The sequence below is a fragment of the Desertimonas flava genome (assembly GCF_003426815.1).
GTDB classification, from domain to species: domain Bacteria; phylum Actinomycetota; class Acidimicrobiia; order Acidimicrobiales; family Ilumatobacteraceae; genus Desertimonas; species Desertimonas flava.
The window spans coordinates 38853-58987 of the sequence record NZ_QKYK01000030.1 but is presented as its reverse complement, the minus strand read 5'-3'; the positions used below and the strand labels follow the sequence as shown (position 1 = coordinate 58987).

At 69.0% G+C, this 20135-nt stretch carries 20 protein-coding genes; 2 read left to right on the top strand and 18 right to left on the bottom strand.

Annotated features, from left to right (window positions below; all coding sequences use genetic code 11):
- Positions 1 to 23: 23 nt before the first annotated feature.
- The gene (locus tag DN771_RS23890) at positions 24 to 653 is read left to right on the top strand and encodes a hypothetical protein (protein ID WP_162942342.1); all 630 of its coding nucleotides are present in this window, start codon (positions 24 to 26) and stop codon (positions 651 to 653) included.
- A 46-nt stretch (positions 654 to 699) separates the two neighbouring features.
- Here DN771_RS23890 and acs read toward each other — a convergent pair whose 3' ends face one another.
- The 7 genes from acs to DN771_RS23855 form a co-directional block, all read right to left on the bottom strand.
- A complete protein-coding gene (acs, locus tag DN771_RS23885; RefSeq protein WP_117000087.1) occupies positions 700 to 2670 on the bottom strand; it encodes an acetate--CoA ligase in 1971 nt (656 codons plus the stop codon).
- 95 nt (positions 2671 to 2765) lie between these two features.
- Positions 2766 to 3827: an SAM-dependent methyltransferase gene (locus DN771_RS23880; RefSeq protein WP_162942341.1), complete on the bottom strand. Its 1062-nt coding sequence runs from the start codon at positions 3825 to 3827 to the stop codon at positions 2766 to 2768.
- A gap of 87 nt (positions 3828 to 3914) precedes the next feature.
- Positions 3915 to 5135 carry an ABC transporter substrate-binding protein gene (locus tag DN771_RS23875; protein ID WP_117000085.1) on the bottom strand — a complete coding sequence of 407 codons (1221 nt, stop codon included), beginning with the start codon at positions 5133 to 5135 and terminating at the stop codon, positions 3915 to 3917.
- 157 nt (positions 5136 to 5292) lie between these two features.
- The gene (locus tag DN771_RS23870) at positions 5293 to 6144 is read right to left on the bottom strand and encodes an ABC transporter permease (protein ID WP_117000084.1); all 852 of its coding nucleotides are present in this window, start codon (positions 6142 to 6144) and stop codon (positions 5293 to 5295) included.
- A complete protein-coding gene (locus DN771_RS23865; protein WP_205528744.1) occupies positions 6144 to 6995 on the bottom strand; it encodes an ABC transporter ATP-binding protein in 852 nt (283 codons plus the stop codon). Before DN771_RS23865 ends, DN771_RS23870 begins: the two co-directional genes overlap by 1 nt.
- Positions 6995 to 7963, bottom strand: a complete 969-nt coding sequence (locus tag DN771_RS23860) for an ROK family protein (RefSeq protein WP_117000082.1) — start codon at positions 7961 to 7963, stop codon at positions 6995 to 6997. The genes DN771_RS23865 and DN771_RS23860 overlap by 1 nt, the downstream gene beginning before the upstream one ends.
- Positions 7964 to 8039: 76 nt before the next feature.
- Positions 8040 to 8855: a phytanoyl-CoA dioxygenase family protein gene (locus DN771_RS23855; RefSeq protein WP_117000081.1), complete on the bottom strand. Its 816-nt coding sequence runs from the start codon at positions 8853 to 8855 to the stop codon at positions 8040 to 8042.
- A gap of 129 nt (positions 8856 to 8984) precedes the next feature.
- On the opposite strand from DN771_RS23855, the gene DN771_RS23850 reads away from it, so the two are divergent.
- Positions 8985 to 9389 carry an RpiB/LacA/LacB family sugar-phosphate isomerase gene (locus DN771_RS23850; RefSeq protein WP_117000080.1) on the top strand — a complete coding sequence of 135 codons (405 nt, stop codon included), beginning with the start codon at positions 8985 to 8987 and terminating at the stop codon, positions 9387 to 9389.
- A 51-nt stretch (positions 9390 to 9440) separates the two neighbouring features.
- Here the strand turns inward: DN771_RS23850 and DN771_RS23845 are convergent, their stop codons facing one another.
- The 11 genes from DN771_RS23845 to DN771_RS23800 are packed head-to-tail and all read right to left on the bottom strand — an operon-like array spanning position 9441 to position 20133.
- Entirely contained in the window at positions 9441 to 10985 is a 1545-nt protein-coding gene (locus tag DN771_RS23845) for an NADH-quinone oxidoreductase subunit N (protein ID WP_117000079.1), read from the bottom strand.
- Positions 10985 to 12625 carry a complex I subunit 4 family protein gene (locus DN771_RS23840; protein ID WP_117000078.1) on the bottom strand — a complete coding sequence of 547 codons (1641 nt, stop codon included), beginning with the start codon at positions 12623 to 12625 and terminating at the stop codon, positions 10985 to 10987. The genes DN771_RS23845 and DN771_RS23840 overlap by 1 nt, the downstream gene beginning before the upstream one ends.
- Positions 12626 to 12638: 13 nt before the next feature.
- On the bottom strand, positions 12639 to 15056 hold the full coding sequence (locus DN771_RS23835; protein WP_117000077.1) for an NADH-quinone oxidoreductase subunit 5 family protein: 2418 nt from the start codon (positions 15054 to 15056) through the stop codon (positions 12639 to 12641).
- Positions 15057 to 15060: 4 nt separating this feature from the next.
- The gene (gene nuoK, locus DN771_RS23830; RefSeq protein ID WP_117000076.1) at positions 15061 to 15360 is read right to left on the bottom strand and encodes an NADH-quinone oxidoreductase subunit NuoK; all 300 of its coding nucleotides are present in this window, start codon (positions 15358 to 15360) and stop codon (positions 15061 to 15063) included.
- 3 nt (positions 15361 to 15363) lie between these two features.
- Positions 15364 to 15894 carry an NADH-quinone oxidoreductase subunit J family protein gene (locus DN771_RS23825; RefSeq protein WP_117000075.1) on the bottom strand — a complete coding sequence of 177 codons (531 nt, stop codon included), beginning with the start codon at positions 15892 to 15894 and terminating at the stop codon, positions 15364 to 15366.
- Complete coding sequence (locus DN771_RS30750) at positions 15891 to 16025, bottom strand: hypothetical protein (RefSeq protein WP_276113998.1); 135 nt, start codon at positions 16023 to 16025, stop codon at positions 15891 to 15893. The genes DN771_RS23825 and DN771_RS30750 overlap by 4 nt, the downstream gene beginning before the upstream one ends.
- Positions 16025 to 16519: a NuoI/complex I 23 kDa subunit family protein gene (locus DN771_RS23820; RefSeq protein WP_117000074.1), complete on the bottom strand. Its 495-nt coding sequence runs from the start codon at positions 16517 to 16519 to the stop codon at positions 16025 to 16027. The genes DN771_RS30750 and DN771_RS23820 overlap by 1 nt, the downstream gene beginning before the upstream one ends.
- 2 nt (positions 16520 to 16521) lie before the next feature.
- Positions 16522 to 17559, bottom strand: a complete 1038-nt coding sequence (locus tag DN771_RS23815) for a complex I subunit 1/NuoH family protein (protein WP_227462461.1) — start codon at positions 17557 to 17559, stop codon at positions 16522 to 16524.
- Between the two features lie 17 nt (positions 17560 to 17576).
- Positions 17577 to 18752 (bottom strand): NADH-quinone oxidoreductase subunit D, encoded by a 1176-nt coding sequence (locus DN771_RS23810; protein WP_117000072.1) that lies wholly within the window; start codon positions 18750 to 18752, stop codon positions 17577 to 17579.
- A complete protein-coding gene (locus DN771_RS23805; RefSeq protein ID WP_117000071.1) occupies positions 18749 to 19606 on the bottom strand; it encodes an NADH-quinone oxidoreductase subunit C in 858 nt (285 codons plus the stop codon). Before DN771_RS23805 ends, DN771_RS23810 begins: the two co-directional genes overlap by 4 nt.
- Positions 19603 to 20133 carry an NADH-quinone oxidoreductase subunit B gene (locus DN771_RS23800; protein ID WP_117000070.1) on the bottom strand — a complete coding sequence of 177 codons (531 nt, stop codon included), beginning with the start codon at positions 20131 to 20133 and terminating at the stop codon, positions 19603 to 19605. The genes DN771_RS23805 and DN771_RS23800 overlap by 4 nt, the downstream gene beginning before the upstream one ends.
- Between the last annotated feature and the right edge of the window lie 2 nt (positions 20134 to 20135).

Sequence of the window (20135 nt, the reverse complement as noted above, 5' to 3'; positions counted from 1 at the left end):
ACTTCATCAGGAGACACACTGTCATGGGCTTTTTCAAGAAGATCAAGAACGCCGTCGGAGGGACCGACGCCGCCAGCATCGACAACGCCGTCATCGGCCGCGGCGTGATCGTGGGCGTGCAACCGACGGGGACCAGCATCACCAGCGGCGGCGTCGAGCAGCGCGTCTGCGTGTTCCAGGTCGAGGTCGCCCTCGACGACCAGACGCCCTACATGGCCACGTGCCGCCAACGGATCCCCATGTGGACCATCGCCCAGATCCAGCCGGGCGCGACCATCGTCGCGGTCCGCGTCGACGCGGCCGACCCCGCCACCGTCGCCATCGACTGGGAGACCCCGGCGCCGACCGTGCGCCTCCCGCAGGCGGCGGCCAACGGCTCGGCCGCCGACATCCTCGCCAACGGCCTCCCGTGCCGGGCGATCATCCAGCAGTTCCAGCCACTCGGCATGACGAATCCGGCGGGCCTGCCGCTCTATGCCTTCGCCCTCACCGTCGTCCCCCAGGACGGCGCGGCGTATCAGATCCAGGTCGGCAACCCGGTGCCCGAGAGTGCCATGGCGTTCCTCTTCCCCGGCTCGCAGTTGCCCGCCAAGGTGATGCCCGGTGAGCCCAACAGCGTCGCGATCGACTGGGCCGCGGCCGTCACCGTCTGAGACCCGGCCCGCGCCGAGCGAGGCCGGGCCGGCTCCGGGTGCGGACTCAGTCCTCCTGCGGGGTGGCGGTCGCCCTGGCGGCGATCTCGTCGACGACGCTGGCGTCGGCGAGCGTGGTGGTGTCGCCGAGGTTGCGCCCCTCGGCGATGTCGCGCAGGAGACGGCGCATGATCTTGCCGCTGCGGGTCTTGGGCAGGTCGGGCGTGAGGTAGATCGTCTTCGGCTTGGCGATGGCGCCGATCTCACCGGCAACGTGGTTGCGGAGGTCGTCGATGCCGACGCTCTGGACATCGGAGGCGCCGCTGCGCAGCGTGACGTAGGCGATGATCGCCTGGCCCGTCGTCGTGTCGGTGGCCCCGACCACGGCCGCCTCGGCGACCGCGGGGTGCGACACGAGGGCCGACTCCACCTCGGTGGTGGAGATGCGGTGGCCCGACACGTTCATCACGTCGTCGACGCGGCCGAGCAGCCAGAGGTACCCGTCGTCGTCGAGCTTGGCGCCGTCGCCGGCGAAGTAGCGGCCGGGGTAACGCCCCCAGTAGGCGTCGTGATAGCGCTGCGGGTGGCGCCAGATGCCGCGCAGCATGCCGGGCCATGGGCGCGTGATCGTGAGGTAGCCGCCGCCGCGCTCGACCTTGTTGCCGGCCTCGTCGACCACCTCGACCGAGATGCCCGGGAGCGGGAACGTCGCCGACCCGGGCTTGGTGGTGGTGGCCCCGGGCAGCGGGCTGATCATGATGCCGCCGGTCTCGGTCTGCCACCAGGTGTCGACGACGGGGCACTCACCGCCGCCGATGACCTCCCGGTACCACATCCACGCCTCGGGGTTGATCGGTTCGCCGACCGAGCCGATCACCTTCAACGAGGTCAGGTCGTGCTTGGCCGGCTCCTCGACGCCCCACTTCATGAACGTGCGAATCGCCGTGGGCGCGGTGTAGAGCTTGGTGACCTTGTACTTCTCGACGATGTCCCAGAAGCGGTCGTTGCCCGGGTAGTTGGGCACGCCCTCGTACATCACGACGGTGGCGGCGTTGGCGAGCGGCCCGTACACGATGTAGCTGTGCCCGGTGACCCAGCCGACGTCGGCGGTGCACCAGTACACGTCGGTCTCGGCGTGGAGGTCGAAGACGTACTTGTGCGTGAACGCGACCTGGGTGAGGTAGCCACCGGTGGTGTGCATGATGCCCTTGGGCTTGCCCGTGGTGCCCGACGTGTAGAGCAGGAACAGGAGATCCTCGGAGTCCATCGGCTCGGCCGGGCAGTCGGCGTCGGCTGCCTCGACGAGCTCGTGGTACCAGTGATCCCGACCGTCGACCATGTCGACGTCGTTGTCTCCCCGCTTCACCACCACCACGTGCTCGATCGTGGTGGTCGACTCGACCGCCTCGTCGGCGGCCGGCTTCAGCGGGAACACGCTCCCCCGGCGATGGCCGCCGTCGGCGGTGATCAGCACCTTGGCCTCGGCGTCGTCGATGCGATCGGCGAGCGCCTGCGACGAGAAGCCGCCGAACACCACGCTGTGCGGTGCACCGATCCGGGCGCAGGCGAGCATGGCGATGGCCGCCTCGGGAATCATCGGCAGGTAGATGTTGACCCGGTCACCCTTCTCGACACCGAGCCCCTTCAGGGCGTTGGCGAAACGCTGCACCTCGGCCAGCAGGTCTGCGTACGTGATCGTCCGGGTGTCGCCCGGCTCGCCCTCGAAATGGATGGCCACGCGATCGCCGAGACCGGCCGCGACGTGACGGTCGAGGCAGTTGGCCGCAACGTTGAGCTTTCCGCCGACGAACCACTTGGCGTAGGGCAACTGCCAGTCGAGGACCGTGGTCCACTCGGTGTCCCAATCCAACAGCTCGGCAGCCTGGCGAGCCCAGAACGCCTCGTCGTCCTCGGCGGCCTCGTCGTACAGCGACGTGTCGACGGTGAGCGCGTCGGCCTTGATCCGCTCGGTGGGCGGAAACGTCCTGCGCTCGTCGGCGAGTGCGTGGAGTGTCTGTCCCGTGCTGTCGTCGGCCATGGGGCGATCGTAGATCGTGCCGATGCGCCCTTCCCCACCTGACCCCGACCCGACCTGACGGTTGTTGCCTTGGCACCAGCCGTCAGGTCGGGGCGTCAGCGATGGGAGGACCACTCGAGGACGAGGAAGCCGCCGAGGCCGGCGGGGTCGAGGAGGGCCTCGGCCTCGCGGACCCGGCTGCGCATGCGGAGGGCGGCGAGCCCACCCGTCGCCGCGTCGGCCTGCCACTCCGCCCGCCCTTCGGCGACGAGATCGTCGATGCCGTGGAGCTGGAGGAACTGCGACTGGGTACGCACGACGTCGGGCTCGGGAAGCTGATCGACGGCCACGTCGGACGTGATGTCCTGGCTGCCCGGCTGGGCCAGGTAGTGGCCGCCACGGTCGTGGCCGCGGTACGTGCGCAGCCAGTCCCGCCACGGGAGCAGGGCCAGCTCGGCCGTCGTCGAACGGGCGTAGTCGATGGCGAGCACGGAGCCTCTGATCAGCTGCCGCGCCGAGTCGATCCACGCCCGGGCGTCGTCCTGCAACGGGGCCCGTGCACCGTGAGTCGGGTGGGCGGGCAGGACGGTCGGCACGGGATCGAGCGGCGCCGACAGCACCTCCACGAACGCCGGGCCGGCATCGGCGCCCGTGCCGGCACTGAGGGCGACGAACGCCTCCCGCCAGGCGCCGTCGAACACGACGAGGCGGATCGGGAGGTTGTCGAGCAGTTCGTTGGCGATGACGACGCCGTCGACCCGGCCGTCCGGGAGGGCGGCGACGGACTCGACGCCGTCGGGGTGGAGGGCCCGCTGCGACGACGACACCTCCACGGCGACGTAGCGCAGGGCGGCCGCGCACGCGGGTGCGGCGGCGAGGATGGAGCGGGCGAGGGTACCCGGCCCGGCGCCGGCCTCGATCACGGTGAACGGGTCGGGGGTCCCGAGCGCCCGCCACTGGGCGTCGATCCAGCGGGCGACAACGGCACCGAACAACGGCCCGACCTCGGGCGAGGTGATGAAGTCGCCGCGCCGCCCGGCCCGCCCCTCGCCGTCGTAGAAGCCTCCCGGCCCGTAGAGCGCGAGGCGTTGGAACTCGGAGAACGGGATCGCCCCGCCGGCGTCGGCGATCGCGTCGGCGATCACGGCCGTCGCGCCGTTGGTGCTGGCCGCCTGCATCCCCGGCGACGGTAGCGGGGCGGCCGGGCAGCGGCGCGATGCGCCTGGACCGCACATCGCGCGGTCCAGGCTCATCGAGGGCTCACGTCAGTCGGGCCAGACGACCTCACCGTTCTCGTCGTAGAGCGAGGCGGCGAGCTCGGCGTCGAAGTACTCGCCGAACTCGGGGGCGCCGTCGGGCCACACACCGGCGTCCACGTAGGCGTCGTACTCGGCCTGGAACAGGTCGGGGTCGATGAGGCCGATCGGGTCGCCCTCGGGCGTGCCGGCGATGACCTCGGCACTCTCGGCCTGCCAGCGGAACGTCTCGCCTTCGAGGACGAGGTAGTTCTGGTTGCCGGCCGCCTCGATCGCCTCGAAGGCGACCTGCGCCGCGGCCTCGGGATCGGCGATGGCGTCGGCCATACCCTGCAGGCTGGCCCGGATGAAGTCCTCGACGGCCGTCGGGTGCTCCTCGGCGAACGAGGCCGAGGTGTAGAGGATGCCGAACGTGCCGGGGATGTCGAAGTCGACCGGGTCGAAGATGTTGTAGGCGATGCCCTGGGCGTCGAGCTGGCCGGGCTCGTTCGACTTGTACACGGGCAGGGCGTCGATGCCGCTTTCGAGATGCACCACGGGGTCGAAGCCGTCGAGCAGCACCTCGTCGTAGTCGCTGCCCCGCTCGAGGCCGGCACCGGCGAGCATCGCCACCACCGACGGGGGCAGGTCGCCCTTGACGCCGACGGTGCTGCCCTCGAGCTCTTCGAGGGTGGTGGCGCCGCCGTCGGGGGTGATCAACGCCTCGATCGGCGTCTTGCCGTAGTCGACGAGGGCGAGGAACTCGGCGCCCTCTGCGGTGTTGTTGAGGATCTCCGTGTAGCTCCCGGCGGCCGAGAACTGCCCCTCACCGGCGGCGATCAGGGTGTAGTTGGCGGTGGAGAAGCTGGGCACCATGTCGACGTCGAGGCAGAGCGCCTCGAAGTAGCCGTTGGCGTCGGCGACGACCACATCGACGATGCCGGCCGCGGCGGCGAAGTCGAAGCTCGACAGGTACGTGATCGTCCCGGCGGCCTCGTTCTCGGCGCACCGCTCGTCGGAGATCGTGATGCCGGAGGCACCGGACGTGCCGTCGGGACCCGACCCCTCCGCCGACACGGTGGCGTCGGACACGGTGGCGTCGGACACGGTGGCGTCGGACGCGGTGGCGTCGGACACGGTGTCGGGTGGCGCCGACGCCGCTGCGGTGCCGGCCGCGGTCGTGGCGACGGCCACGCCGGCAATGGCGAGACGGGCGGCAAGCTTGCGGCGCCCGACGTGCTGCTTGGTCATTCGATGCTCCTGCTGGTGACGGCGGCCGGGCCGCTGGCTGGGTGGCTGGGCTGGGTGGCTGGGGTGGGTGGCTGGGGTGGGTGGATGGATGGATGGGCGCTGGGATGGTGGGCTGGCGAGAAGATCTGACAGTAAACGGTGACCGCCGGGCGGCGCGTCAGCGACGCTGACTGGCGTGCCAGTGCAGCGCCGCCCGTTCGGCGACGGACAGGAGGAACGTGGCGACGGCGCCGATGAAGGCGAGGACGAAGACGCACCCCCACACCTGGTCGATGCCGCGGAATCCGCGGGACTGGGCGGTCTTGAGGGCGAAGCCGAGGCCGCCCTTGACCAGTCCGAAGAACTCGCCGAGCACGGCGCCGATGAGGGCCAGGCCGACCGAGATGCGGGCGGCGGCGAACAGGTTGGGCAGGGCCGACGGCACACGGAGGCGCCAGAACACCTCGCTCCTGCCGGCGTCCACGGAGTGGGCGAGCTCGAGCAGCAGCGGGTCGACCGAACGCAGGCCCGACACGAGGTTGACGAGGAACGGCACGAAGCACACGACCGTGGTGATGACGATGATCGAGCGGAACCCGGTGCCGACCCACAGGACCACCGCCGGCGCGTAGGCGATGATCGGCGTCACCTGGATCAGCACGGCGATGGGCATGACGGCGCGGTCGATGAAGCGGGACAGCGCCATCGCCGTGGCCAGCGGTATGGCGAGGAGCATCGCCAGCATGAACCCGACGAACGCCTCCCACAGCGTGGTACGCGAATGCCGGGCGTAGAACCCGGGGTCGCTGGCGATGTGGCGCAGGATCCGCCACGGCGCCGGCAACTTGTAGGCCTCGATCGAGAAGATCTCGACCACCAACTGCCACGCCCCGAGGAACACGACGAGACCGACGAGCGGGGCGATCCCCAAGATGATGCTCGCCCGCGACATCCGCGACGGCCCGCGGCGCACGGTGATCTCGTCGATCGCGTCGTCCTCGAGCGCCGGCACGACCGGCTCGTCCACCATCACGTCGGACGATCCTCGATCGCCGGACCATCCCGCCTCCCCGCCGGCGCGTGGGCGCCGCGCAGCTCGGCGCGCAGCTCGCTGACGTAGTGGTGGAACGCGTCGGTGTCTTCGATCGCGGGTACCCGCGGCCGCGGCAGGTCGATGTCGTGGACCGCCTGAATGCGACCCGGGTGGGCGGCCATCACCACGACGCGGTCGCTGAGGATGACTGCCTCGGTCACGCTGTGGGTGACGAACACGACCGTGCCCCGGCGCTGCGTCCAGAGATCGAGCAGGAGGTACCGCATGTCGGCCCGGGTGATCTCGTCGAGCGCGGCGAACGGCTCGTCCATGAGCAGGATCGGCGCACCGAGGGCGAACGCTCGCACCAGCGACGCTCGCTGCTGCATGCCGCCCGACATCTCGTGCGGGTACGCGTGCACGAACCGGTCGAGACCGACGGTGTGGATGAGGGCCTCGATCTCGGCGTCGGGCATCGGTGGCGGGCCGGCACGGCGATGCATGTCGGAGAGGAACCGGACGTTGGCCTTGAGCGTCTTCCAGGGCACGAGGGCCGGGGCCTGGGGCACGAGTCCGAACGTCTTGGTGCCGCGGGCGGCCGCCGGCGTGGTGCCGCCGATGGTGACCGTGCCTCCGCTGACGTCGTGGAGACCGCCGATGATGCGCAGCAGCGTGCTCTTGCCGCAGCCGCTCGGGCCGAGCAGGCTGACGAACTCGCCGTCGGCGATGTCGAGCGAAACGCCGCGCAGCGCCTCGATCTCCTGCCCGCGGCGGCTGAAGGTCTTGTCGACATCGGTGACGCGGATCATCTCCGTCCGCGCCTCCGCCCACTCCGCCGATGCTTGCACTAGCCCCTACTCTCCCATGGCTGGGGCGTGACCGCCACGGAAACTCCGGGCGACGCCGACGGCACGTGAGCGGCGGATTGGGCGACGGCGACCGTCCCCAGGGGCCCGGCGTCGTGGCCGAGGGCGGCGGGGCGGACGAGGCTGGCGATGCCGTCGTCGTCGAGACCGGCGACGTATCCGGCGAGGTTGCGGGCCACGGCGTCGCGGATGCCCTCGACGAGGTCGGCCCGGCCGGCGCCGACGCCACCACCCAGGACGATCCGCTGCGGCGAGACCGTCAGCGTCAGGGACGTGACGAGCTCGCCGAGCTCGGCGACGACGTCGCGCCAGACGGGGTGGTCGGGCGCGAGCGCTTCGGCCGGCGTGCCGGTCCTCGCCGCGATGGCCGGCCCCGATGCCAGCCCTTCGATGCAGTCGCCGTGGTACGGACACGTGCCGGAGAACGTGTCGTCCCCGCGTCGCCGCACCCGGAGGTGACCGGCTTCGGGATGCACCAGCCCGTGCACAGGCCGGCCGCCGGCGACGATGCCGACGCCGACGCCCGTGCCGATGGTGATGTACACGTGGTCGGTGCATCCCCGGGAGGCCCCCCACCGGCCCTCGGCGAGGGCCGCGGCGGCGACGTCCGTCTCGAACGCGACCGGCACACCGAAGCCGGAGAATGGTCCCACGACGTCGACGTCGGACCAGCCGGCCTTCGGGGTCGTGGTGACGTGGCCGTAGTCGTCCCGGCCGGGGTCCAGCCCGACCGGTCCGAAGCTGCCGATGCCGATCGCCTCCGGCGCCCGGTCGGCGGCGAACCATCCGGTGACGCGCTCGACGAGGGCGCCGAGCGTGGACCCGGGTTCGGTGGTGGGAACTCGCAGGCGATCGAGGATGCGGTCACCGCGGGCGAGCACGGCGATCGCTTTGGTCCCTCCCAGCTCCACACCGACCACGGTGGGGCCGGTCTCGGCGTCATCGTTCACGCCGGTAGTACATCACGCCCGGGCGGCGTTGCGACACGCCACCGATCCGGGCACCGTTCGGCGAGTACGTCCGGAGTCAGGTGGTCTGGCCGTCCACGCCGACCGTGTCGAGCACGTCGGCGGCGTCGTTGTGGCTGTGAGTGAAGCCGAGCTGCCGTTCGATGGCCACCGTCTCGGTGGAACGGCAGGCGACGATGTACGCCCGCCGGTAGCCGGCGGTGTGGTTGCCGCCGGATCCGTGCATGACCCGCTCGTTGTGCACGGTGCAATCACCGCGCCTGATCGGCACCGGCACGACGACGTCGTCGGCGCGCAGCGTGGTGCCGAGGGCGTGCGATTCGGCCCGGCCGGCGCGCACGGGCTCGTGCCGCCGCAGCGAGGGCTCGTGGTTCGTCGCCGGCACGAACCGCATGCAGCCGTTGGCCTCGGTCGAGTCGTCGACCGCCAACCAGATCGTCGCCGTCCTCGTGTCGGGGGTGTCGGGCCAGTACGCCATGTCCTGATGCCAGGCGAACACGGCGTCGTCCTTGTACGGCTGCTTGGCGAGCAGCTGGTCGTAGTCGATCTCCATGCCTGGCCCCTGGAGCTGCTCGGCCACCTGCAGGGAGCGCTGTTCGAGGACGTTGCCCTGCCAGTCCGGGTGGTAGCGACGGGGCAGCATGACGTTGACGATGGAGTAGTCCTCCGGCGCCCGCCCATAGTCCCCCGCCATGTCGCAGTAGTCCTTGCCCGGCACCTCGATCTCGCGTCGGAGGAATCGGTCGTAGACGACCGCGATCTCGGCCACCTCGTCCTCGGTGAGCAGCCCGACGAGGTGCACGTAGCCGTCGCGGCGGAAACGCTCACGCTCCTGGTCGGAGACGATGTACCGACCCTCCACCAACTCGCCCATGTGCACCTCTCTGTGACGGACCGGAGCGTGAGATTACCGCCACCGGTCGAGAGCGGTCATCCGCGCTCTCCGTGTGCCGGCCGAGGTTCGACGACGTTCGGCGAGCGCCGGCGGCGCGAGACTGAGGCCGTGCGCATCGCCTTCGGGACCGACGAGTCGACGGAGTTGACGGCCGAGATCATCGGCAGCCTGGCCACGCAGGGTCACGATGTCGCCGTGCTCGCCGACGGCGACAGCTGGCCAGATGTCGGGCGACGCGTCGGCGAGTCGGTGGCGGCGGGCTCGGCCGACGTCGGCATCGTGTGCTGCTACACCGGCACCGGGGTGTCGATCGCCGCCAACAAGGTGCCCGGCGTGCGTGCCGCGCTGTGCGGTGACGCCGAGACGGCCCGCGGCGCTCGGCTCTGGAACGACGCCAACGTGCTCGCCCTCAGCCTGCGCCTCACGTCGTCACAGGTGGCGAAGGAGATCCTCGAGGCGTTCCTCACCACGCCCGTCGACGACGACGAGCGCGCCACCATCGACCGGGTCTGAGCGCTGTCGCAGGGGTAACAGATGGTGCCTGGCACCATCTGTTACCGGGACTCAGGGGGTGATGGCGGCGAGGGCGCCGGTGAGGTCGTCGAGATCGGCGAAGCGCATCACCAGGCCGGGCAGCACACCGAGCAGCAGCGTGCCGATGCCGCAGATCGCCAGCGCCGCGCCCACCGGGGCCGGCGTGCGGATCGGCGTCGTGTCGCCGTCGGGGACCGGCGCCATCCAGATCTGCCGCATCACCCGCAGGTAGTACGCGGCGGCGATCGCCGTGTTGACGGCGGCGATGGCCGCCATCGCGTACGCCGAGCCGGTGTCGGCGTCGATGACGGCGCGGAAGGCGTTGAACTTGGCGATCCAGCCGCCCATCGGCGGGATGCCGGTGAGCGAGGCGAGGAAGATCGTCATCGCCACGGCGAGGCCGGGGGCGTAGCCGATCAGCCCGCCGTAGGACGAGATCTCGCCGCTGCGGGTCTTGCGGGCGACGGCGATGACCACGGCGAAGGCGCCGAGGTTCGTGAAGCCGTAGATCAGCAGGTAGACGACGACGGCCTTCATGACCGACTCGCCGGCGTCGCCCGAGTTGGCGAATGCCAGGGGCATGAGGATGAACCCGCCCTGGCTGACGCTGGAGTAGGCGAGCATGCGGACGATGTTCGTCTGGCGCAGGGCGACGAGGTTGCCGATCGTCATCGTGAGCGCGGCCATCACCCAGATGAGCGGCCCGTACACGCCGTCGGCCGTGGGGAAGGCGATGAAGATCACCAGCAGCAGGGCCACGAAGCCGGCCGCCTTCGAGGACACCGACAGGAACGCTGTGACAGGGGTCGGCGCGCCCTCGTAGGTATCGGGGGCCCAGGTGTGGAACGGCACGGCAGAGACCTTGAAGGCGAAGCCGGCGACGACGAAGGCGACGGCGATCACCTGGAGGCCGTTGATGCCGCCGCTGGCGTCGGCGAGGGACTGGCCGATGTCGACGAGCCGGGTCGACCCGGTGGTGCCGTAGAGCAGGCTCATGCCGTAGAGCAGCACGCCCGACGCGAACACGCCGAGTAGGTAGTACTTCACGCCGGCCTCGTTGCTCTTGACATCGCGCTTGCGCCACGCCGCCAGCATGTAGGCCGGGATCGACAGCAGTTCGAGGGCGATGAACACGCTGACGAGGTCTCGGCTCGACGTCATCATCACCATGCCGAGCACGCTGCACAGCAACAGCACGTAGTACTCGCCCTGGTAGTAGCCCCCTTCCTCGAGCTCGTTCTGGCTGAGCAGGACGACCACGTAGGCGGCGAGGAGGAACAGTGCCTTGAGGATGAGGCTGAAGTCGTCGATGACGTAGCGGCCGTCGAACAGCGCCCGGGCCCCCTCGTCGCTCACGGCGAGCGTGACGAGCGGGATCGCCGCGCCGAGCAGGACGAAACCGGTGAGGCTGGCCGTCGCCCACTTGCGGGCCTCGTCGACGAGGAGATCGCTCGCCAGCACGATGTTGATGCCGACGATCAGGACGATCTCGGGCGCGATGGCGTGCCAATCGACGGGTGGCGACTTCCAGTCGCCGCCCGCGGCCAGCAGTGAGGACAGGACGGAGGCGGACATCAGCGGCTCAGGAAGTAGTCCTTGAGGTGGCCGACGATGTTCTCGCTGGCGGGATCGAAGAGCTTGAACAGCGCCTGCGGGTAGACGCCGAACGCCACGATGAGGGCGAGCACCGGCAGCCAGGCGATCCACTCGACGACCGTGACGTCGCCGATCTCCTCGTCGTCGTGGCCGTGCGCGGCGGGGTCGGCGTCGACGGCAGGGTTGACGGCGGCGCCGACGGCGTGGGTGACGTGCGGCGTGCCGTGCGCATCGGCGTGACCGTCACCGTCGGGCTCGCCGAAGTAGGCCCGCTGGTAGAGCCACAGCAGGTAGGCGGCGGCGAACACCGTGCCGAGGGCAGCGACGATCATCAGCGACCGGAACAAGGCCTTGGACAGATCGGCTTCGGCCAGTGGGTTGTACGTCGACAGGATCGCCGGGAACTCACCCCAGAAGCCGGCCAGGCCGGGCAGGCCGAGGCTCGCCATGGCGCAGAAGCCGGCGATCCAGCCGAGCTGTGGCCGGGCCTTGAGGATGCCCCTGAGCTTGGCGATCTCGTAGGTGTGGTACCGGTGCTTCACGGCGCCGCAGAGGAAGAAGAGCATGCCGGTGATGAGACCGTGGGCGACCATGCCGAACATCGCGGCGTTGATGCCGAATGTGGTGAGCGTGGAGATGCCGAGCATCGTGAAGCCCATGTGGGCGACCGACGAGAAGGCGATGAGTCGCTTCATGTCGGTCTGGGCCAGACAGCAGAAGGCGCCGTAGATGATGCCGATCACGGCGAGGATGCCGAGCACCGGCGCGAACGCCTTGGCTCCCTCGGGCAGCATCGGGATGGCGATGCGCACGAAGCCGTAGGTGCCGAGCTTCAGCAGGATGGCGGCCAGGATGACCGAGCCCTGCGTCGGCGCCTGGGTGTGGGCGTCGGGCAGCCACGTGTGGAACGGGAACATCGGCACCTTCACGGCGAAGCCGACGAACATCCCGGCGAAGATCCAGATCTGCACGTTGCGGCCGATCTCGCCGCCGTGCTCGGCGAGGTACTGGAACGAGAAGCTCTCCGAGCCGGTGCGGATGAAGATCGCCACGAAGGCGACGAGCATCAGGGCCGACCCGAACATCGTGTAGAGGAAGAACTTCAGGGAGGCGTACTGGCGGCGCTCGCCACCCCACACACCGATGAGGAAGTACATCGGCAGCAGGACGATCTCGAAGAAGACGAAGAAGAGGATCAGGTCCTGGGCGATGAACGTGCCGGCCATGCCGACCTGGAGGATCAGCAGCAGGGCGATGAACGCCTTGGGGTTGCCCGCCTCGGGCACGTTCTCCCACGTGTAGATCATCACGACGAACGTGATGAAGCTCGAGAGCACGAACAGCGGCAGGCTGATGCCGTCGAGGCCGATCGTGTAGTTCGAGTGGAGGAACTTGATCCATTCGGCGTCGGCGAAGAACTGCAACGTGCCGGCGTTGCCGTGATCGAACGTGAACAGCACGGCCAGCCCGAGCCCGAACGTCAGGGCCGCCGTGAGGATGCCGATCATCTTGATGCCGCGCTCGTCGTCCCTCGGCCAGAAGATGAGGCAGAGGACGCCCACCAGTGGGGCGAACGTGGCGATGGAGAGCAGCGCCGTGTTGTCGGTGATGGGGTTCATGAGCGGTGCGTCCTCATACGTTGATGATCACGAGCACGATGGCTCCGACGGCGGCGGCGCCGAACAGCAAGCCGCCGTACTGACTGACCCGACCCGACTGTAGGGGCCGGAGACCTTCGCCGGTTTCCTCGGCCAGCCAACCGGAGCCGTTGACGGCGCCGTCGACCAGGGTCTGGTCGACGCTGCGGTAGACCATCTCGCCGACCTCCTTGCCGGCCCGGCCGGTGCCGTTGACGATGCCGTCGATGACGTTCTGGTTGACCCAGTTGGCCGCCTTGGCGATGGGGTGGGCGACGGCCTTGACGATGACGTTCTCGTAGAGAGCGTCGAGGTAGTACTTGTTCGCCAGGAAGGTGTAGCCCCACCGCAGGGGTGCGACCCGCTCGGTGAGCCCGACCAGGCGGCGGTCCTTACGGCCGTAGAGGGCCGCGCAGACAGCGAACGACACGACGATGGCCGCGGCGACGATGGCGAGCGACGTCAGGGCGTTGGGCACCCACTTGAACTCGGCATGGCTGACCGTCGGGAACTCGGCGTCGTGCTCCTCGGTGGCCGCCGCGTCACCGGTGGCGTGCTCCTCGGTCGCCGCAGCCTCCTCGGTGGCGTGCTCCTCGGTCGCCGCAGCCTCCTCGGTGGCGTGCTCCTCGGTCGCCGCAGCCTCCTCGGTGGCGTGCTCCTCGGTCGCCGCAGCCTCCTCGGTGGCGTGCTCCTCGGTGGCCGCGGCCTCCTCGCCGTGGTCCTCCCCTGCCGCCTCCTCGGCGTGTTCCTCGCCGTGGGCCACGTGAGGCTCCACGTACTGGGCGAAGTTGTGCCAGCTCTCGCCGGCCATCGCCGGATTGGTCCAGCCCGACCCGAGGGCGAGCACGGCCAAGATTGCGATCGGAACGAGGATGAGCTTCGGCGACTCCCTGGGCCCGTGGCTGTCGTGGGCATCGTGGACGCTCTCGAGGGCCGGTTCGCTGTCGACGTCGTGGGCGTCGCCCGTGTGCACAGCGTGGACGTCATGGTGCTCGCCGGCGGCCGCACCGCGCGGCTGGCCGAGGAACGTGAGGTACGTCGCGCGGACCGTGTACATGGCCGTGAGCGCGGCGCCGACGAGGGCGATCCACTTGAACACCGCGTAGCCGTTGTGGCCGACGTTGTCGATGATCTCGTCCTTGGAGAAGAACCCGGCGAACGGGAACATGCCGACGAGGGCGAGCGACGAGACGATCCACGCCCCGAACGTGATCGGCATCGCCTTGCGTAGGCCGCCCATGTCCTTCTTCATGTCGAAGCTGTGATGCGAGCCGGAGTGGCTCACCGAGCCGGCGCAGAGGAACAGGCAGCACTTGAAGAAGGCGTGCGTGAAGATGTGGAACACCGCGGGCATCCACGCGCCGGCGCCTAGGCCGAGCATCATGTAGCCGAGCTGACCCACCGTCGAGTACGCCAGCACCTTCTTGATGTCGTCCTGCACGAAGGCCAGCAGGCCCGAGATCAGGATCGTGATGCCGGCGATGACCACGATGAGGTTGACGCTCGAGTCAGGGATCGAGAAGCCCTCCCAGAACACCGGGTAGAGCCGGGCCACCAGGAACACACCGGCGACGACCATCGTCGACGAGTGGAGCAGCGACGACACCGGCGTGGGACCGGCCATGGCGTCGGGCAACCAGGTGTGGAGCGGGAACTGGCCGCTCTTGCCGATGCACGCGATGAACAGGGCGACCGCGGTCCACAGCAGTAGCTGATGGCTGCCGTCGCCCGACAGCGCCCACGCCGAGATGCCGCGGATGCTGAAGCCCGAGCCGTAGCCGTGCTCGACGGCCCAGTCGTTGGAGCCGAAGTACAGCATCGTCACGCCCACGAGCAGGCCGACGTCGCCGACGCGCACCGTGAAGAAGGCCTTGAGGGCCGCCCGGCTGTTGGCCTCGTCCTCCCACCAGTGGCCGATCAGCATGAACGAGCAGAGGCCCATGATCTCCCAGCCGAGGATCAGCTGGACGGTGTTCTCGGCGAGGACCATGACGAGCATGCCGGCCGAGAAGAGCGTCAGGGCGGCGAAGAAGTGGGTGTAGCGCCGGTCGCCGCGCACGTACTCGAGCGAGAAGATCTGCACGAGCAGCGAGATGAACGTGACGAGGAACAGCAGCATCACCGACAGGCCGTCGATGTGCTGGCCGATCGAGAGCTCGATGCCCGCGTTCTGCCACCACGTCCACTTGCGCACGACCGGCTCGACGAATCCCTCGCCGGCGTCGTTGGTGCGCTGGATCCACTGCACGGCGGTACCGACGGCGAGCACGAGCGACGCGGCCATCGAGGCCAGGCCGACCTCGGCGCCCTTCATCGGCAGGCGCTTGCCGAGGAGGATGATGACGAAGAAGGCGACCCCCGGGATCAGCGGGATCAACCAGGCGTTGTCGAGGAACCAAGCGGTTGCGAGCACAGCGCTATCCCTTCATCTCGCTGAGCTCGTCGAGAGCGATCGACTTGCGGTTGCGGTACACGAGCAGCACCATCGCCAAGCCGACACCGACCTCGGCCGCAGCGACGCCGATGATGTACAGGGCGAAGACGTGGCCGTCGATCGAGTCGTTCATCAGCGAGAAGGCGATGAAGTTGAGGTTGACGGCGTTGAGGATCAGCTCGATCGACATCAGCACCATCACCGCGTTCTTGCGGGCGATGACGCCGTACACGCCGAAGCAGAACAGCACGGCGCCGAGGAGCAGAAAGTTGGCGACGAGCACGGATCAGTCCTTGCGGGCCAGGACGATGGCGCCGATGGCGGCGGCGAGGAGGATGAACGACAGGGCGAGGAAGGGCACGAGGTAGTCGGACAACACGTTGTCGGCGATGTCACGCGCCGGGAACGAGCCGTCGTCGCGCTGGGGCACCTTGTCGTCGCCGTAGGCGTCGAGAATGCCCCAGGTGAGCAGCCCGAGGAGGGCGAGGGCCACGGGGATGCCGACCGCCCAGTTGCGGTTGTTGAGGTTGGACTCGGCCCCGATCTGAGCGCGGGTGAGCATGATGCCGAAGAGGAACAGCACCATCACGGCGCCGACGTAGACGAGCACCTGTGACACGGCCACGAACTCGGCGGCGGCGAGGATGTACTGCGCGGCGACACCCGCCAGCACCACCACCAGCCACAGCGCGGCGTGCACGACGTTGTTGGACGTGACGACGCGGAAGGCGCCGACGATCATCATCGCGGCGATGATCCCGAAGCCGATGTTCTGCGGGACGTTGATGTCGCTGGCCGCGAGCAGCATGCCGATCATCGGTCACCTCCGCCGGCGAGCACCAGCGAGCTGGCCCGGACGATCGTCGAGCGAAGCGAGCTTGATCGGCCGGAACGGCGGACGGTGCGGCGCAGCCGCTCCTCGAAGCAGCGAGCGTCAGCGAGCTGCATCACTTCTTCTTCTCCGCGCCGGCCTCGAGCTCGGGTGCCTCGGGCACGGTCTCCATCCACTCGCCGAGCTTCTCCTTGTCGTGGAGGAGGTCGGCGATGCGGGGTTCGGAGTACTCGTACTCTGGGCTCCAGAACAGGGCGTCGAAGGGGCACACCTCGACGCAGATGCCGCAGTACATGCACAGGGCGAAGTCGATGTCGAAGCGGTCGAGGTTGCTGACCGAGCGCGGTTTGCCGCCGGCGCGTCGGGGCGGGGCGAGCTGCTTGTGGCCCTCGATGTAGATGCACCAGTCGGGGCACGAGCGGGCGCACAGCATGCACACGGTGCAATTGTCCTCGCGAAGGGCGATGACGCCGCGAGCGCGGGTGGGCGGCGCCTCCTTCTCCCGCGGGTACTGCACGGTGTCGGCACCGTGGCGCAGCGTCTTGCCGAGCGTCTTCAGGGTGACGCCCATGCCCTTCGCCAGGCCCGGCATCTTCGGCTTGATCGGCATGGTCAGACTGCAACCTTCAGGATGGCGGTGACGACGATGTTGGCGATCGACACGGGGATCAACACCTTCCAGGCGAAGCGCTGCAGCTGGTCCTCACGGAACCGGGGGAAGCTGAAGCGCACCCACATGATGATGAAGCTGAGCAGGATCATCTTGGTGAAGAGGATCAGCGGCCCGGCGACGTTCATCCAGTCGGCGACGTCGTCGAGTCCGGCCCAGTCGAACCACGAGAACGGGATGCCCCAGCCGCCGAGGAACAGCACCGATGCGATCAGCGAGAACACGCCGACGGTGGCGAACTCGGCGATGAAGAAGATGAGGAAGCGGAAGCCCGAGTACTCGGTCATGTAGCCCGACACGAGCTCGGACTCGGCGATCGGCATGTCGAACGGCGGCTGCGTCAGCTCGGCCTGGATGGCGATCATGAACACCACGAAGCCGATGAACTGGGTGAGGACGTAGGGGTTGGCGATGAGCGACAGGCCGAAGATCTCGCCCGTGTTCTGGGCGACGACGATGTCCTGCATGTTCATCGAGCCGGCCTGGATGACCACGCCGATCACGGCGAGCACCATCGGCAGCTCGTAGGCGATCAGCTGACCGGCGGCACGCAGACCGCCGAGCAGCGAGTACTTGTTGGCGCTCGCCCAGCCGGCGACGAGGATGCCGAGCACGCTGATCGACGACACGGCGAGGGCGTAGAACACGCCGGCCTCGAAGTTCGTGAGCCACGCATCAGGGCCGAACGGGATGGCGGCGACGAGGAGGAACGTCGACACCAGCACGATGAGCGGCGCCATCTTGAAGATGCGGTGGTCGGCCTTCTCCGGCGCGAGGTCTTCCTTCTGCAGCCACTTGCCGACCTCGGCGAAGAGCTGCATCGAGCCGTAGGGGCCGGCTTCCATCGGCCCGAGGCGGCTCTGCATGAACGACATCATCTTGAAGAGGAAGAGGTAGACGATGGTGCCGGCCGGCAGGAGCACGGCGACGATGCCACCGAGGACGCGCAGCAGCGACTGCCCCCAGTAGGGGATGCTCACGGACAGGACGCTCGAGATCATCTGTCGATGTCACCCAGGATGAAGTAGAGGCTGGCGAGGATGGCGATCACGTCGGGAACGTAGACGCCGCGCAGCACCCACGAGGCGATGGAGACGTTGTTGAAGCTGGCCGAGCGGATCTTGACACGGAACGGGCCGAGGTCACCCTTGGAGACGACGTAGTAGCCCATCTCCCCCAACGGGTTCTCGGTGGACACCCAGGCCTCGCCCTCGGGCACCTTGATGATGCGGGGCACCTTGGCCATGATCGGCCCGGCCGGCAGCGTGTCGAGCAGCTGGTCGACGATCTTGGTGGCCTCGCGGGTCTCCTGGAGGCGGACCCAGCAGCGGGCGAAGCTGTCGCCGTCGGGATGCGTCCACACCTTCCAGTCGACCTTGTCCCACGCCATCGGCAGCTTCTGGTCCCGGCGCAGGTCCCAGTCGACGCCGCTGGCCCGCAGGTTGGGGCCGGAGAGGCCGTACTGCAGGGCGATGTCGCGCGGGATGATGCCGACGCCACGGGTGCGGGCCTGAAAGATCTCGTTGCCGATGAGGAGATCCTCGTTCTCGTCGCAGAACTGGCGGATCTTCTTCATCACCTGGCGGGTCTCCTCGACGAAGCCCTTGGGCAGGTCGTCCTTGAGGCCGCCGATGCGGTCGAAGTTGGGGTGGAACCGGCCGCCGGTCGCCGACTCGATGAGGTTGAGCACGTGCTCGCGGTCACGGAAGGCGAAGAACGCCGGCGTGACGGCGCCGAGCTGCACGCCGAGGTCGCCGAGGAACAGGACGATGTTGGCGATGCGGCTGAGCTCGAAGAGGATCGTGCGGATGTGCTGGGCGCGCGGCGGCGCCTCGACCTCCATCAGCTTCTCAGCGGCGAGGATGAACGGCACCTCGTTGGCGAAGCTGCCGAGCCAGTCGATGCGGTTCACCAGCGTGGTGACCTGCGGGTAGGTCCGCACCTCGGTGAGCTTCTCGTAGCCGCGGTGCATGTAGCCGGCCGACGGCTCGGCCCACACCACCTGCTCGCCGTCGAGGCGCACGATGATGCGCAGCGTGCCGTGCGTGGCCGGGTGCTGCGGCCCGATGTTGAGGGTCATGCCCTCGGTCTCGAGCTCGACGTTGAGGCGGGCGTCGGCCGCTTGGGCGGCGATGTAGTTGAGCTGCTCGCGCTGCGACAACAGGTCGGTCACGACTCACCTTCCTCGGGAGCGGGAGCCGGTTCGGGGTCGGGGGCGTCCGCCGCGGTCTCGGCGGTGGCATCGGCCGGATCGGCGGCCTGCTCGGGCGCCTCGGCCGCCTCCGGCAGGGGGGCCGCTTCGGGCGCCGTCTCGGCAGGTGCGCCCTCGGCAGGTGCGCCCTCGGCAGTCGCGGCCTCGGCCGCCGGCGCCTCCTCGGCCGCCGGCGCCTCCTCGGGCTCCTCGGCCGGCATCGGCTCGACGTCGACGATGCCCGGCCACGGCTTCACGTGCCGGGCCAGCAGCGGGAAGTCCTTGCGCAACGGATAGCCCTCGAAGCCGGTCGGCAGGTACATGTTGCGTAGGTCGGGGTGGCCGTCGAACGAGATGCCGAACATCTCGTGCGTCTCGCGCTCGTGCCAGTTGGCGCCGAGGTAGACGGCGTGCCACGAGGCGATCGAGAGCGCATCGTCGGGGACGTCGGCCTTCAGCGTGACGCCCACGTGACGCCGGGGATCGACCACGCGGGCGAGCACCTGGAAGCGCGTCTCGCCGCCGGCGTAGCCCTGCTTGATCTCGGTGGACCGTTCCGGCGGTGGCTCCGTCGGATCTTCCTCCCCACGTCCCCAGGGCGACGGCTTCCAGTCGATCGCCGACAGGTAGCAGAAGTACTCGAAACCCATCGACCGCAGGGCCCGGCCGGTGGCCTCCCACGCGTCGGTGCGCACGCGGATCCACAGGTCGTCTTGGGGCTTGAGGACGTGGTCGACGAGGGCGTCGCCGATCTGCCGGCGCAGTTCGTCGACGATGCCCTCACGCAGCCCGTCGCCGGGGAGCTCGGCCACCGGGGAGTCGGTGGTCTCGCTCATCGGATGTCACCACCACCGACGACGATCGGCTCGCGTTTGGGGATGACGTCGTCGCGACCCGGTGACGCCGCTTGCCGCCACTTGGCGGCGACGTCCTCGTTCTTGATCTTCTGCTGGAGCAGGACGATGCCCTCGAGCAGTGCCTCGGGCCGGGGCGGGCAGCCGGGGACGTAGATGTCGACGGGGATCAGCTGGTCGACGCCCTTGGTGACCGAGTAGCTGTCCCAGTACGGGCCGCCGCAGTTGGCGCACGAACCCATCGAGATGACGTACTTCGGCTCCGGCATCTGCTCGTAGAGGCGCAGGATGGCCGGGGCCATCTTGTCGGTGACCGTGCCCGAGATGACCACGAAGTCGGCCTGGCGGGGGCTGGCCGGCAGCGGGATGACCCCGAGGCGCATGACGTCGTAGCGCGGCGAGGCGAACGCCGCGCCCATCTCGATGGCGCAGCAGGCGAGACCCCACTGGTAGACCCACATCGAATAGGAGCGGCCGATGTTCATCAGCTTGGTGATGGCGCCGGGCATCC

Excerpts from the sequence above, each read along its gene's own strand:
- DN771_RS23890 (WP_162942342.1), top strand. The coding sequence starts at position 24 with ATGGGCTTTTTCAAGAAGATCAAGAACGCCGTCGGAGGGACCGACGCC.
- acs (WP_117000087.1), bottom strand. The coding sequence starts at position 2,670 with ATGGCCGACGACAGCACGGGACAGACACTCCACGCACTCGCCGACGAG.
- DN771_RS23880 (WP_162942341.1), bottom strand. The coding sequence starts at position 3,827 with ATGCAGGCGGCCAGCACCAACGGCGCGACGGCCGTGATCGCCGACGCG.
- DN771_RS23875 (WP_117000085.1), bottom strand. The coding sequence starts at position 5,135 with ATGACCAAGCAGCACGTCGGGCGCCGCAAGCTTGCCGCCCGTCTCGCC.
- DN771_RS23870 (WP_117000084.1), bottom strand. The coding sequence starts at position 6,144 with ATGGTGGACGAGCCGGTCGTGCCGGCGCTCGAGGACGACGCGATCGAC.
- DN771_RS23855 (WP_117000081.1), bottom strand. The coding sequence starts at position 8,855 with ATGGGCGAGTTGGTGGAGGGTCGGTACATCGTCTCCGACCAGGAGCGT.
- DN771_RS23845 (WP_117000079.1), bottom strand. The coding sequence starts at position 10,985 with ATGTCCGCCTCCGTCCTGTCCTCACTGCTGGCCGCGGGCGGCGACTGG.
- DN771_RS23840 (WP_117000078.1), bottom strand. The coding sequence starts at position 12,625 with ATGAACCCCATCACCGACAACACGGCGCTGCTCTCCATCGCCACGTTC.
- DN771_RS23825 (WP_117000075.1), bottom strand. The coding sequence starts at position 15,894 with ATGATCGGCATGCTGCTCGCGGCCAGCGACATCAACGTCCCGCAGAAC.
- DN771_RS30750 (WP_276113998.1), bottom strand. The coding sequence starts at position 16,025 with ATGCAGCTCGCTGACGCTCGCTGCTTCGAGGAGCGGCTGCGCCGCACC.
- DN771_RS23820 (WP_117000074.1), bottom strand. The coding sequence starts at position 16,519 with ATGCCGATCAAGCCGAAGATGCCGGGCCTGGCGAAGGGCATGGGCGTC.
- DN771_RS23805 (WP_117000071.1), bottom strand. The coding sequence starts at position 19,606 with ATGAGCGAGACCACCGACTCCCCGGTGGCCGAGCTCCCCGGCGACGGG.
- DN771_RS23800 (WP_117000070.1), bottom strand. The coding sequence starts at position 20,133 with ATGCCCGGCGCCATCACCAAGCTGATGAACATCGGCCGCTCCTATTCG.